Origin of the sequence: Phaeobacter sp. JH20_08 (assembly GCF_048056635.1) — a bacterium.
Taxonomy (GTDB): Bacteria; Pseudomonadota; Alphaproteobacteria; order Rhodobacterales; family Rhodobacteraceae; genus Phaeobacter; species Phaeobacter bryozoorum.
Window position 1 is genome coordinate 537623 of record NZ_JAYMVV010000005.1, and the last position, 12665, is coordinate 550287.

Sequence of the window (12665 nt, forward strand, 5' to 3'; positions counted from 1 at the left end):
AAGGGGAGACCGGAGCGGCAGCTGGCCGCCCCGGGAACTGGCAGTCAGGCTGAGTAAAGCGCCGAGCTGCCAAAGCGCATGATGTGAGCGCGGCCCAATCCAGCGGCATAGAAGTCGATATTGAAATCTTCGACCAGATCTGTGCCGTCCCATGTATAGGCGCGCAGATACTGCACATCATCCTCGCCCTTCTTGTCCCAGTTGGCGAGCAGCGACGACGAGAAATAGACCCGTTTGCCATCCCAGCTCTGGCTGACCATATTGACCTGCCGGTCGATGGTCTTCTCGTAGATTTGCGACGGGTTATGCGGGTCCGAGATGTCAAATAGGCGGGTTTTGCCATCCATGAAGGAATTGACCCAGAGCGTCTGATCATCCGCAGCGATGGAGATATCGACGGGCAGGGGGATGTCCTCCGGGTTGCCGATATCCGCGACCGATTTGGCCTGCCATTCGCCATCATCGTCTTCGTAGATCAGCCACAGCTGCGAGGTGAGCGCGGTGGTGGAGAAGGCATAATTGGCATTCGGCCCCCAGGGAAAGCGCACTTCCAACGGTGCGCCGGGCACATTGAACACCTTGCGGGGCTGGCGGGTGTGCAGATCCCACAGCACCATCGTGTTTCCAAAGCGTTTCATCGCTTCGGGATCCTGCAACATCTGGCCAAAATCCATCATGTAGTTGGACCAGCCCGTGAAGGAGGAGGTGAGCATGACATTCTTGCGGATCAGCGCGCGGATATCGTAGCCGTAGCCATCGGCAACCGCGCCATCCACCGCAACGGCACCCTGCATGTCATCTGCGGTGGGCATCCAGTAGGTGGCGACGTAATCTCCATCATCGTTATATTCGACCAGCGCCGTGCGACCGCCGTGATCGTCCTGATTGCTGAGCCCGGTGATCATCATGCTGCCGGGCAGGGCAAAAAACGTGTGGGGACCAACCACACCGCCGGAATCGGTGACGAAGGTTTCAATCACCTTGTGCAGCTTGGGGGCCGCCGGGTTGCTGTGAATGTCAAAGATGAAGATGCGATTGGTATCAAGCCCGCCGGTCCAGAAATACCGACGATCTGCGGAGAAGCCGCCATGATGAGCCTCGTTTCGGCCCCCTACAGAGAGGCTGTGGATGACCTCTCCGCGCGTGGATGAGCCAGGGCGGAGGTCGACGGTTACCATCTTGTCCTGCTCGTCGCCCATCCCCTCGACACCGAGGGTCCAGACGTACACAAATTCTTCTTGGCCCGTAATCTTGGGCATATAGGGGGATTGGCAGGTCTCGTCTGCAAAGGCGCGAAACGGGCCGGCCATGGCCAGTGCAGCAGCAGCGGTCAGCCCGCCGAATTCTCTTCTGTTCATGTTCTTTCTCCCTTCAATAAATTCAGTGTTGTTGGTTCGACCTTTCCATTGCTGCAGCCAGTGACATGGCATTTGTGGTTTCCGCCTCAACGACCGAGCAATGCTGAATGGCCGCAGCGGCGTGAAAGGCTTCTTTCGACAAAATTGGCAGAATGCGGGGGTGAATGGCCGGAGTGATGCGGGCAGATGGCCCGACCACGCCCATGGAAAAAACCGCGCCGAGACGATCAATAATGATTGGTACGGCGATGCTGGTGACACCGACGTCGATCTCGCCGTCGCAGGTTGCATAGCCGTGGCGGCGCACCTGCTGCAATTCGCGGGTGATCTGCTCGGGGTCGGTGCGGGTCTTGTCGGTAAAGCGCGTGGGTTGCGTTTCAATCAGATCACACTGGAGCTCCGGTGCCAAAAAGGCGGCAATAACCTTGGCCGAGGAGCAGGCATGAACCGGACGCGCGCCCAACCCGGGGTAGATATGGGGAACAGAAGGATCTGTCGGGACCTGCGTATGGATGAGGTCAACGCGCCCAGCTCGGTAGCGCGCCAGAAATGCGGTTTCTCCCAGGTCTTTGACCACCCGTAGCAGCACGGCGGAGACCGCGTTGATCACATGAGTGTCCGATTTTCCGGTCAGCGCAATCTTGATGAACCGCATGCCCAATACGTAACGGTTGCCGGTGTCGATCTCTTCCAGGAACCCGCAGGCCAGCAGGGTGGCAATATGGCGATAGAGGCTGGCCCGAGGGGTCGCCGTCATTCTGGCCAGCTCGCTTGCGCTCACTGGCGTCGCGGACGACGCTACCGCTTCCAGAAGGAGGATCTGACGGTCCTGCATGTGAATCCCATAATACGGACAATAGTACCGTAATTCGGGAAAAATGAGTCTGGCAAGACTCTATAGGGTGTGTCGGCGGAACTATGCGCAACTAGCCCGCGAGCCAACGCACCGGGCACAGGTGCCTAAAGGGGGGCACCGCCAGACGCCCCCACTACCATTTTCCGTATCGGAGGTTTAGCTGCCGCTAGCTGCGTTGCGGCCCGTGGGGATCACCTCGTAGCCCGGTTCCTCCGGCTCGTCGTCGACCATCTCAGCCGGAAATCCGGGCGCTCTGATGTCTAACCCTGTTGCCTCTTCCAGCCGCCGGATGATGTTTGGCGACAATTCGCGGCTGCCGAAACGGGCTTCGCCGTCCTTGAAGATCTTGATCATCAACGGGTTGATTTCGAGGGGGACGTTATGCCGATCCGCCACTGCCTGAAACAGGCCGATATCCTTTGAAACCAGATCCATGGTGAAGGAAATATCGCGGGATCCATTCAGGATCACCTGGCTTTCCGTTTCATGCACGAATGAGGTGCCGGAGGAGATCTTGATCGCCTCATAGGCGGTGTTGAGATCCATGCCTGCAGCCTTGGCCGTGACCAGCGCCTCGCAGCAGGTCAGCAGGTTGGCGGTGGCCAGATAATTGGTGATGACCTTCAGCACCGACGCCGAGCCGATCGGCCCGGTGTGCAGAATGCGCCGCCCCATGGTTTTCAGCAGGGGGACGATCCGTTCGAAGGTTTCGCGGTCACATCCGGCGAAGATCGAGATGTTTCCGGTATCGGCCCGGTGGCATCCGCCCGACACCGGGCAGTCTACGGCTGTGCCGCCCGCCTGCGCCACCAGCTCGCCGAGGCGTTTGACCTCTGCCTCATCGGTGGTGGACATCTCCATCCAGATCTTGCCGGGGCCAATCTCCGGCAGCATCTGCTGCATAACCTGATCCGAGGCCGCAGGCGACGGCAGGCAGGTGATCACCGCGTCACAGCTGCGCATCAACTCGGCGGGGTTCTTCGCTGCCGTCGCTCCCGCCTCGGCCGCCTTTGCGACCAGCGTGTCGTTCAGGTCATAGACGCTGAGGTCGATACCGTTGCGCAGCAGGCTGCCGCTCAGTTTGCCGCCGACGTTGCCAAGGCCAATAAATCCTACTTTCATGCCGCTCTCCCTGCTGGCTATTGTCGAAAGCATTCCAAGAATGAGCGCAAAGAGAAACAAGAATTGCATCTTCGAGGCTGAAAAATCGGCCTTTGGCGAGACGGGCTTTTAGCGCCAGGACTGGCGCTTGCAATCAAAAGGGCATTTGCGTCGCAGGCTATGTTGAAAGCGCCAGCGCAGAAATATTCCTGTGTTCCGGAAGAAGCCGATAAAGGCACGCTTTGGTCAGCTTTCGCTGGCGTCGAAGGGCGTAACCATGGAGATCCTGCTCTGAGTCGCGGGGGGAGGTGCCTTCAGGATGTGGTTGGCATGGAGCAGGCTGAGAAAGGCATTGCGCATATCGCTGGCGATGTCGTGTTGCAGGACCACGGTGATCTTGCCCTGACGCATCAGGGTTCGATTTTCCGCATCCAGATCATGGGCGATATAGGCGCGGGGCTCGTGGCCAAAGGCGCACAGCTGTTCGATGATGGCACGATTGGCGCCGCCCATTGAATAGACCGCCACTATCTGGCCGAGATCCGGTTCGGCCAGCCGTTGACGCAGCAGCTCCGTGGTTTCCAGCGCAAGGCCTGCACCGGCACTGAGGGTGACCAGTCTCAGATCCGGGCGGCGTTCCTGCAAGACGCGCAAGAAGCCGCGCCGCCGTTGTTCCTCACCGTGGAATGCCATCTGGCTAAGGGTGGTCAGGATGGTTGCGCCCGGGTCAGGGATGCCGGGAAGGCATTTGTCGATCATGTAGGCGGCAGACTGGCCCGCCGCATAATTGTTGGGTCCGCAATAGAGCCTGCGGGGGCTGTTTGGCAGGTCGGTAAAGACACAGACAACAGGAATGCCTTTGCTGTCCAGTTCGGCCACCGTTGCAATAATCTGAGGCAGATCCCGTGCCTTCAGCACAACCCCATGGCTGCCGCGCCGGGCGATCTGCCCGAGGATTTCAACGCAGTCATCGGCGGACATAATCTGTCGGAAACTGTAGCGGGTATGGATCACCGCCGGACCGATGGTTGGAAGGACGGCCTCGGTCGCGAGACGGATTTCCCGGCTGAACCGTTCGGGAGCCTCGACAACAACGTCGAAATAGAGGCGTCGCCCACGGGCTGAGAGCTGCTGTTCCTGGCCCTCCAGCTCGGCGATGGCCGCCGCGACCCTGGCGCGACTGCGGGCGCTGACATTGGCGCGCCCGTTCAGGACGCGGTCCACGGTTGCCGTGCTCAGCCCGGACTGCCGAGCGATATCCTTAATCGGGAAGCGATGGCTCATTGATGTATTTTTGATGGATCATGCGGCTGACCACAAGTGATTACACCGGCAGTCTGATGGCAGGAGATTTGAAACCACGCAAAGGAGAACAGGGATGGCGGACAGAGCAGCAAGGAGAGGAGATACCTATTTCGACCCTGCCGGATGTGACTTGAGTGATTTTCGGAAGCTGGTTGAACAGGATTTGACGGCGGATCAGGTGCCGCTCGCGGGTGCCATCGTGAAGAATATCCCGATCTACGACATGACGGCCCTCAGCGGGATGCTCGGCAACAGTGATGACCGGCGGCGGCTGATGGCGGAATGGGCGCAAGGTTTGCGCGAAGGGGCCGGCGTATTGGTGCTGAAACAGGCCTATCAGGACACGGCTGCTATCGACAGCGCGAGCGCGATATATGAACAGATCATCGCGCAGGAGAAGCTGGCCAATGGTGGCGGTGCGGATCACTTCGCGGCGGCAGGCTCGAATGACCGGATCTGGAACTCTCTTCAGAAACTCTGCGAGGCCGCGCCGAAGGTCTTCGCGCGTTACTTTGGTAATGTGGCGTTGGCCGCAGTTTGCGAGGCTTGGCTGGGGCCGAACTACCAGATGACGGCGCAGATCAATCTGGTTCGGCCGGGCGGTGAGGCCCAGCAGGCGCATCGCGACTATCATCTGGGCTTTCAAACGGCGGAAACATCCTCGCAGTATCCAGCCCATGTGCATGATCTGTCGCCGGTTCTGACCTTGCAGGGGGCGGTCGCCCATGGGGACATGCCGGTTGAAAGCGGCCCAACCAAGCTGCTGCCGTTCTCGCAGAGATACCGGGAGGGCTATGTGGCCTGGCGGCGGCCGGATTTCCGCGCCTATTTCGAGGAGCGCTATGTCCAGCTGCCACTGGCCAAGGGCGATGCGGTGTTTTTCAACCCGGCTTTGTTTCATGCCGCAGGCGCCAACCGGTCGCAGGATGTCCAGCGCATGGCGAATTTGTTGCAGGTCTCGTCTGCCTTTGGTCGCGCGATGGAAACCGTGGATCGGCGCGGCATGTCCGAGCGGCTTTATCCTGCGCTGGTGCAATTGGAGGCTGAGGGCGCGATGCCAGAGGCGGAGCGCGCCGCGGCAATCGCAGCCTGCGCCGAGGGCTATTCCTTTCCGACCAATCTGGATAGAGATCCGCCGACGGGAGGTCTGGCCCCGCAGACGCAGGCGGATTTGCTGCATCAGGCGCTGGCTGAGGGCTGGCCGCCCGAGCGTTTCAACGAAGCGCTGGCGGCGCAAGACGCGCGCCGCCGGGCATGATAATCTGACCTACTACAGTTGGACCGGTGTCCCCGTCTCAAGCGATTTGGCGGCGGCATCGGCCAACATCTGAGCGCGAAGCCCGTCGTCGATACTGGGCGACGGGGTGGTGCCTGCCTGAACAGCCTCGACGAAGCGGGCCATTTCGTTGCGATAGGCAGCCTCGTAGCGCTCAAGGAAGAAATGCTGCGCGGGCGCTGTCTGGAAGCCATTGGCCCCGGCAACCTCGACCGTGTTTTCCAGCATGTTGGCAGCGCGCAGCATCCCTTTGGAGCCATGTACCTCAACCCGCTGATCGTAGCCATAGGTGGCCCGGCGCGAGTTCGAGATCTGGCAGATCTTTCCGCTGGCCGTGGTCAGGGTGACGGAGGCAGTGTCCACGTCACCTGCCGCGCCAATAGCCGGGTCGACCAGGGCCGAGCCGACGGCGAAGACCTGAATTGGCTCTTCGCCCAGCAGAAAACGCGCCATGTCGAAATCATGGATCATCATATCCCGGAACAACCCGCCAGAGGTCTTGATGTAGCTGACCGGGGGCGGAGAGGGATCGCGCGACAGGATCGAGACGATCTCTACGTCACCAATCTCGCCCGCGCGCAGACGCTGCTGCAGATTGGCAAAGTTGGGGTCAAACCGTCGGTTGAACGCGGTCAGGAACGCAACCCCTGCCTCCGCCACCACCTTCTGGCAATCACGGATGCGGTCGGCGGACATATCGACCGGTTTTTCGCAGAAAATTGCCTTACCCGCCGCTGCTGCCTGATGGATCAGGTCGTAGTGGGTATCGGTGGGTGTGCCAATCACCACCGCGTCTACGTCCGCGCTGGTGATCAGCGCCGAGGCGTCGCGCACATCCGCGCCGATCTTGCTGGCCAGCGCGCTGGCGGCTTCCGGCACGGCATCGGCGACGGCTGTCACGCGCACGCCGTCCAATTGTCCAACAGAACGGGCGTGGACCTGACCGATGCGCCCGCAGCCCAGAAGGCCGATATTCAACATTGTGTTTCTCCCTTGAAGGCGCGAAGAACGCCGCGCGCCGCGGCAACGACCGGATCGTGGGTTTCCGACAGGATGCTGACCCTGTCAAAGCGGTCCGGGTCCCGGTTGACCGCATCGCGCATGGCGGCGCCGAAAGCCATGCGCAATTCGGTGCCGATATTGAATTTGCAGATACGCGACTCGCGGGCCAGCATTCTGCGCTGTGCGACCGGTACGCCGGAGCCGCCATGGATGACCAGCGGCACCTCGGTGAGGGCCTCGATGGCGCGGATCCGGTCAATATCCAGCCCGCCGTCCTTGTCCTGTTGCAGATGCACATTGCCGACAGAGATTGCCATCGCGTCCACGCCGGTTTCCAGTGCAAAGCGGCGGGCCTCTTCAGGATCAGTTCCTGCCGACCCTTCGCCGCCCGAGTAGCCGACAAATCCGATTTCACCCTCGCATGAGACACCTGCGGCATGGGCCATTTCGGCGATGGCAGCGGTTTCGGCGATATTGTCCTCAAGAGGTTTGCGAGAGCCGTCGAACATCACGGAGGTAAAGCCGCTGTCGATGGCAATACGGCAATCCTCTGGGGTGTAGCCATGATCGAGATGTGCAACCACCGGAACCGATGCGGCCTCGGCCAGATGGTGGAACATCTTACCCAGGATTGGCAGCGGCGTATGGGCGCGACAGGATGGCCCCGCCTGCAAGATCACAGGCACGCCTTCGGCCTCTGCCGCTGCCACATAGGCGCGCATGTCTTCCCAGCCCAGCGTCACCAGCCCGGCGACGGCATAGCCATCGCGCAGGGCCGTTTGCAGGACCTCAGCCAGAGTTGCAACGGTCATTTGAACTTGGCCACCATATCCTTGATGCCGGGGATCGTTTCGACCTGATAGGCATGGGTTGGCTGGAAATACTGGATCAGGCTGCGCTGGCTCAGACCGCCAAGGATGGTGAAATAATACATCTCATATCCCGGCATCACGGCGCAGGGGTGATAGCCCTTGTCGATCATGATGGTGGAGCCGTCCATCAGTTGGTAAGCATCCCCCGGCTTGCCTTCTTCGCGTTGCAGGATCTGGACGCCGGAACCATGGTTGGGGCGGAAGCGGAAGTTATAGGTCTCGTCATGACGCGTTTCGATGATATTGCCATCGGCGTCCTTGCGATCGGTGTCGTGCTTGTGCGCCGGAAAGCCGGACCAGCCGCCTTGACCCACAGTGAACAACTCCGAAACCAGCAGGCGTCCGACCTTGTCATGCTGCTTCTGTCCGAGAATATGTTTGATCTTCCGGTGAGTCTTGGTGTCATCAGATCCGTATTGCACGAGGTCGATGCCGTCCGCGCGGACGTCGAACGGCTCCAGAACCTTGTCGTATTTTGCACCGGCAACGAAGGTCTCCGTTGCGTCGGTGGTGCAGGTGATCGTGACCTTTGCGCCGACCGGGATATAGACGCCTTCTGGTTCGCCATCCCAGACGTCCGCGGTTCTGTTGCCGATCCCGGCATAGCTCAGACCTTCCACTTCGATATCCACGGTACCGGTGGCGGGAACGATGCAGGTCTCATATCCGGGGACCAGATATTCGAATGTCTGGCCCTTGGTCAGCTTGACGATGTTGAAATAGTTGAGCGGCACCAGATCGTTGTCGGCATCGACGATGGCTTTGTTCTGGTTGTCATGGGGGGCGATATGCATGGGGGGTCCTTTCAGATTTCGGTGGCGCCGGGGTGCGTTGCGAGGAACGCCTCCAGCGCAGCAAGATCGGGCATCGCCGGGGCGCAGCCGGGTTTGGCTACAACAACGGAGGCACAGGCGGAGCCGCGTAGAATGGCCTCTTTCGTATGGCGTCCTTCGGAAAGCGCGGCGAGGAAGCCGGCCATAAAGCTGTCGCCCGCGCCGGTTGGCTTCAGCGCATCAACAGGGTAGATGCCGGTGCGGATTTCCTGCCCGTCGGCAAAGGTGATGGCGCCCGCTGGACCCATCTTGTAAACCACGACGGAGGCGGTGGTTTGCGCAAGGCTGCGCGCCTTGGCGAGCCCCATGTCAACGCCACCGGCCATGAACCCGAATTCTTCGTCGTTGCCGACGATGATGTCGGACAACTCACCAGCACGCGACAGAACATCAGCGGCCACCTCGGCCGAGGGCCAGCTGTAGGGCCGGTAATCGACGTCAAAAATGATTGGTAAGCCCGCAGCGCGCGCCAGTTCAAAGGCGCGGAAGGTCGCGCTGCGCGATGGTTCGGCAGCAAAGACCGTGCCTGCGGTGATCAGCGCGCTGTATTGGCTGTAATCCACCGCCTCGACATCAGCGATGGTCATCTGAAAGTCGGCGGCGTTGTTGCGGTAGATCACGCTCTGGTGGTCTTCCACAACGCTTTCGTAAATCGCAAGCGATGTCCGATATTCGCCGGTGATGCGTTTCACGTGAGTCCGGTCGATCCCGTAGTGATCCAGCTGGTTCAGGCAATACCAACCCACGGCATCGTCTGAGATGCTGGTGACCAGCGCGGCACGGCATCCCATTTTGACCAGTCCAGCGGCGATATTTGCGCTGCTGCCGCCCATCGCCACCATCATGTCTTGGGCATCTTTTGTTGCGGTGCCTGCCGGGGTTGGACAAAGATCCATGCCCACCCGCCCGATGACCAGGAAGTTGCGCCCTGACAGATCGCCATGGGCTTTGGATGGGGTGTTCATCAGACCCCCCGCCGTTGTTTGCTGCGGCTGGATTCCCATTCGACATGGGCCTCCTGCACATCGGGATTGTTGGTGATATGCGGCGTGCCGACTTCCCACCAGGCGTGACCTTCCGTCGTCCAGCCCTCGTAGGCATCGACGTTCATCACGATGACGGTGGTTCGGTCGTTGCCCTGAGCACGCTTGAAGGCCTCTGCCAGCTCGCCCGGATTGGCGACCGTTTCCGCAATCGCGCCCATAGCGGCTGAATGCGCGGCGAAGTCCACGCCAAAGGCCTCAGGGATGGTCGGGCAATCGGCGAGAAGGTTGTTGAAACTGGTGTTGCCCGTATTGTTCTGCAGCTTGTTGATGACGGCGAAACCGCCATTGTCGAGCACGAGGATGATCAGTTTCTTTCGGCTCAGTACGCTGGAGTAGATATCCGAGTTCAGCATCATATATGAGCCATCGCCGACAAAGACGATGGTGTCACGCTCCGGCTCACGCTCGGTTTGGGCGATGCGAGCTCCCCAGGCACCGGAGATTTCATAGCCCATGCAGGAAAATCCGAACTCGACATCGACCGTGCCAGGTTCCAGCGTGCGCCAGTTGGCGGTGACCTCGGCGGGTAGGCCGCCCGCCGCTGCCACGACGCGGTCGCGCGGGTTGCAGAGCGCGTTCACCACGCCGATGGCCTGGGCATAGGAATTGGGCCGGTTGTCGCCATAGGATGTATTGTCAGCCACATAGGCGACCCAGCTGCGTCGTTCCTCCTGTGCGCGGGCCACCCAGTCCTGCGGGGCGCTGTAGCCTTGGCAGGCGGAGCCGAGGTCGAGCAGGGCGCGCTGGGCGTCACCGACAACCGGCAATGCACAGTGCTTGCCTGCATCATGGCGTGCCGCATTGATCGAGATGAACTGGGCATCCTGCGCAAATGCGGTCCAGGAACCGGTGGTGAAGTCCTGCAACCTTGTGCCCACTGCGAGGATCACATCCGCCTCTGCCGCGATGGCATTGGCGCTGTCCGACCCGGTCACGCCAATCGGGCCGATGTTCAGCGGATGGGTGTCGCGCAGGTTGGCGCGGCCTGCGATGGTTTCTACGACGGGGATCTGATGGGCCTCGGCAAAGGCGGTCAGCTCAGCCACCGCGCGGCTGTATTGCACGCCACCGCCTGCGATGATCATCGGGCGTTTGGCACCGCGCAGCGCTGCTGCGGCTTCGGCAATCTCGGCGGTGTCCGGTGTGACACGGCGAATGCGATGGGTCTTCTTTTCAAAGAAAACCTCCGGGTAATCATAGGTCCAGCCCTGGACGTCCTGTGGCAGGCCGAGGAAGGCCGGGCCACAGTCGCCGGGATCCAGCATCGTGGCAATCGCGGCGGGCAGGGACTGGATGATCTGCGCCGGATGGGTGATGCGGTCCCAGTAGCGCGATACGGGCTTGAACGCATCATTCACGCCAAAGGTCGGATCGTCGAAGTTCTCCATCTGCTGCAACACCGGATCGGGCAGGCGGGTCAGGAAGGTATCGCCGCAGAGCATCAACATCGGCAGCCGGTTGGCGTGCGCCAGCGCTGCCGAGGTCACCAGATTCGATGTGCCGGGACCGGCACTTGCCGTGCAGAACATAAAGCGTTGGCGCAGCCATTGTTTGGCATATCCCGCGGCCGCAAATCCCATGCTCTGTTCATTCTGACCGCGATAGAGCGGCAGCGCCTCGCGCGCTTCATAAAGGGCTTCTCCGAGGCAGGTTACGTTGCCATGGCCAAAGATCCCGAAGCCGCCGCCGCAGAGGCGCATTTCCTCCCCGTCGATCACAATGAACTGATTGGAGAGCCATCGGATGATGGCCTGGGCGGTGGTCAATCTTATCGTTTTCGGCGGCGTCGTCATAGGCAGGGATCCCTGGGATGGTCGGTGGTCGGGTCGATTTGATCTTGCGAGATATCGAATCCCAAGATACAAGTTTTGCAACCGGTTGCAAATCGAATTTCATGGATTGGGAGGCCTGAATGACCGAAATCGGTATCGGAATTCTAGGCGGTGGGTACATGGGCAAGGCTCATGCCGTCGCGATGGCCGCAGTGGGGGCGGTGTTCGATACGTCTTTGCGCCCACGGCTGGAGATGGTCTGTGCCTCAACCCCCGCCAGTGCAGAGCGATATCGGCGGGCCTATGGCTTTCGTCGTGCGACGGATGACTGGCAGGTATTGGTCAATGACCCAGAGGTTGAGGCGATTGTGATTGCGACCCCGCAGCAGACACATCGTGCGGTGGCAGAGGCGGCCTTTGCGCTGGGTAAACCGGTTTTCTGTGAAAAACCTCTCGGCGCTTCGCTGGCAGACAGCCGTGCGATGGTCGAGGCGGCCCGGGTTTCGGGCTGTCCCAATATGGTAGGCTTTAATTACATCCGTACACCGGCTAGCCAATTTGCCCGCCAGTTGATTGCAGATGGCGTGATCGGCGAGGTCACCTGGTTTCGTGGCGAACATACCGAGGATTTCTATGCCGATCCCCATACCCCGGCGAGCTGGCGGACCAAAGGAGAGGCGAATGGCACGATGGGGGATCTTGCCCCGCATATGATCAATGCAGCGATAGCGCTGATCGGGCCGATAGCAGAGCTGATTGCTGAAGTTGAGACCGTCCATAGCGACCGCCCCGGTGGCCTTGTCACCAATGACGATCAGGGCCAGATGATGTGCCGCTTTGCCGGTGGGGCAATGGGGCAGATGTTTTTCAGCCGGATCGCGACGGGCCGCAAGATGGGCTATGCCTACGAAATTACGGGAACAAAAGGTGCGATCAGGTTTGACCAGGAGGATCAGAACGCACTTTGGCTCTACCTCAGCGAGGGCGAGGACGCTACCCGTGGCTTCCGCAAGATCCTGACCGGTCCCGCGCATCCCGACTATCTGCCGTTCTGCCAGGGCCCTGGACATGGCACCGGCTATCAGGATCAGATCCTGATCGAGGCGCGCGACTTCCTGCGCGCGATTGAGACACAGACACCGATTTGGCCGACATTCGAGGATGGCATGGCCGTAAATCAGGTGGTTGCCGCTGCCATGGCGTCGTCCAAGGCCCGGTCGTGGCAAACCGTATCAAAGTTCTAA

The 12665-nt window shown here is 60.5% G+C and carries 11 protein-coding genes; 2 read left to right on the top strand and 9 right to left on the bottom strand.

Going from position 1 to position 12665, the window contains the following annotated elements; all coding sequences use genetic code 11:
- Nucleotides 1–44: 44 nt before the first annotated feature.
- The 4 genes from VWY75_RS04560 to VWY75_RS04575 all read right to left on the bottom strand — a co-directional run bounded on the left by VWY75_RS04560 (nucleotide 45) and on the right by VWY75_RS04575 (nucleotide 4599).
- Entirely contained in the window at nucleotides 45–1358 is a 1314-nt protein-coding gene (locus VWY75_RS04560) for a selenium-binding protein SBP56-related protein (RefSeq protein WP_416538428.1), read from the bottom strand.
- Between the two features lie 22 nt (nucleotides 1359–1380).
- Complete coding sequence (locus tag VWY75_RS04565) at nucleotides 1381–2193, bottom strand: IclR family transcriptional regulator (protein WP_416538429.1); 813 nt, start codon at nucleotides 2191–2193, stop codon at nucleotides 1381–1383.
- 177 nt (nucleotides 2194–2370) lie between these two features.
- Complete coding sequence (locus VWY75_RS04570; RefSeq protein ID WP_416538430.1) at nucleotides 2371–3336, bottom strand: NAD(P)-dependent oxidoreductase; 966 nt, start codon at nucleotides 3334–3336, stop codon at nucleotides 2371–2373.
- 225 nt (nucleotides 3337–3561) lie between these two features.
- The gene (locus VWY75_RS04575) at nucleotides 3562–4599 is read right to left on the bottom strand and encodes a LacI family DNA-binding transcriptional regulator (protein ID WP_416538431.1); all 1038 of its coding nucleotides are present in this window, start codon (nucleotides 4597–4599) and stop codon (nucleotides 3562–3564) included.
- A 94-nt stretch (nucleotides 4600–4693) separates the two neighbouring features.
- Between VWY75_RS04575 and VWY75_RS04580 the strand changes: the two genes are divergently transcribed.
- Complete coding sequence (locus VWY75_RS04580) at nucleotides 4694–5878, top strand: phytanoyl-CoA dioxygenase family protein (protein ID WP_416538432.1); 1185 nt, start codon at nucleotides 4694–4696, stop codon at nucleotides 5876–5878.
- Nucleotides 5879–5890: 12 nt separating this feature from the next.
- Here the strand turns inward: VWY75_RS04580 and iolG are convergent, their stop codons facing one another.
- The 5 genes from iolG to iolD are packed head-to-tail and all read right to left on the bottom strand — an operon-like array spanning nucleotide 5891 to nucleotide 11442.
- Complete coding sequence (gene iolG, locus VWY75_RS04585) at nucleotides 5891–6877, bottom strand: inositol 2-dehydrogenase (protein WP_416538433.1); 987 nt, start codon at nucleotides 6875–6877, stop codon at nucleotides 5891–5893.
- Complete coding sequence (locus tag VWY75_RS04590) at nucleotides 6871–7710, bottom strand: class II fructose-bisphosphate aldolase (protein ID WP_416538434.1); 840 nt, start codon at nucleotides 7708–7710, stop codon at nucleotides 6871–6873. Before VWY75_RS04590 ends, iolG begins: the two co-directional genes overlap by 7 nt.
- Nucleotides 7707–8564 carry a 5-deoxy-glucuronate isomerase gene (locus VWY75_RS04595; RefSeq protein WP_416538435.1) on the bottom strand — a complete coding sequence of 286 codons (858 nt, stop codon included), beginning with the start codon at nucleotides 8562–8564 and terminating at the stop codon, nucleotides 7707–7709. Before VWY75_RS04595 ends, VWY75_RS04590 begins: the two co-directional genes overlap by 4 nt.
- A gap of 11 nt (nucleotides 8565–8575) precedes the next feature.
- Nucleotides 8576–9568: a 5-dehydro-2-deoxygluconokinase gene (iolC, locus tag VWY75_RS04600; RefSeq protein ID WP_416538436.1), complete on the bottom strand. Its 993-nt coding sequence runs from the start codon at nucleotides 9566–9568 to the stop codon at nucleotides 8576–8578.
- Entirely contained in the window at nucleotides 9568–11442 is a 1875-nt protein-coding gene (gene iolD, locus VWY75_RS04605) for a 3D-(3,5/4)-trihydroxycyclohexane-1,2-dione acylhydrolase (decyclizing) (RefSeq protein WP_416538437.1), read from the bottom strand. Before iolD ends, iolC begins: the two co-directional genes overlap by 1 nt.
- Before the next feature lie 119 nt (nucleotides 11443–11561).
- Between iolD and VWY75_RS04610 the strand changes: the two genes are divergently transcribed.
- The gene (locus tag VWY75_RS04610; protein ID WP_416538438.1) at nucleotides 11562–12665 is read left to right on the top strand and encodes a Gfo/Idh/MocA family protein; all 1104 of its coding nucleotides are present in this window, start codon (nucleotides 11562–11564) and stop codon (nucleotides 12663–12665) included.

What these genes read in the sequence shown, in the direction of transcription:
- VWY75_RS04560 (WP_416538428.1), bottom strand. Translation starts at nt 1,358, where the DNA reads ATGAACAGAAGAGAATTCGGCGGGCTGACCGCTGCTGCTGCACTGGCC.
- VWY75_RS04565 (WP_416538429.1), bottom strand. Translation starts at nt 2,193, where the DNA reads ATGCAGGACCGTCAGATCCTCCTTCTGGAAGCGGTAGCGTCGTCCGCG.
- VWY75_RS04570 (WP_416538430.1), bottom strand. Translation starts at nt 3,336, where the DNA reads ATGAAAGTAGGATTTATTGGCCTTGGCAACGTCGGCGGCAAACTGAGC.
- VWY75_RS04575 (WP_416538431.1), bottom strand. Translation starts at nt 4,599, where the DNA reads ATGAGCCATCGCTTCCCGATTAAGGATATCGCTCGGCAGTCCGGGCTG.
- VWY75_RS04580 (WP_416538432.1), top strand. Translation starts at nt 4,694, where the DNA reads ATGGCGGACAGAGCAGCAAGGAGAGGAGATACCTATTTCGACCCTGCC.
- iolG (WP_416538433.1), bottom strand. Translation starts at nt 6,877, where the DNA reads ATGTTGAATATCGGCCTTCTGGGCTGCGGGCGCATCGGTCAGGTCCAC.
- VWY75_RS04590 (WP_416538434.1), bottom strand. Translation starts at nt 7,710, where the DNA reads ATGACCGTTGCAACTCTGGCTGAGGTCCTGCAAACGGCCCTGCGCGAT.
- VWY75_RS04595 (WP_416538435.1), bottom strand. Translation starts at nt 8,564, where the DNA reads ATGCATATCGCCCCCCATGACAACCAGAACAAAGCCATCGTCGATGCC.
- iolC (WP_416538436.1), bottom strand. Translation starts at nt 9,568, where the DNA reads ATGAACACCCCATCCAAAGCCCATGGCGATCTGTCAGGGCGCAACTTC.
- iolD (WP_416538437.1), bottom strand. Translation starts at nt 11,442, where the DNA reads ATGACGACGCCGCCGAAAACGATAAGATTGACCACCGCCCAGGCCATC.
- VWY75_RS04610 (WP_416538438.1), top strand. Translation starts at nt 11,562, where the DNA reads ATGACCGAAATCGGTATCGGAATTCTAGGCGGTGGGTACATGGGCAAG.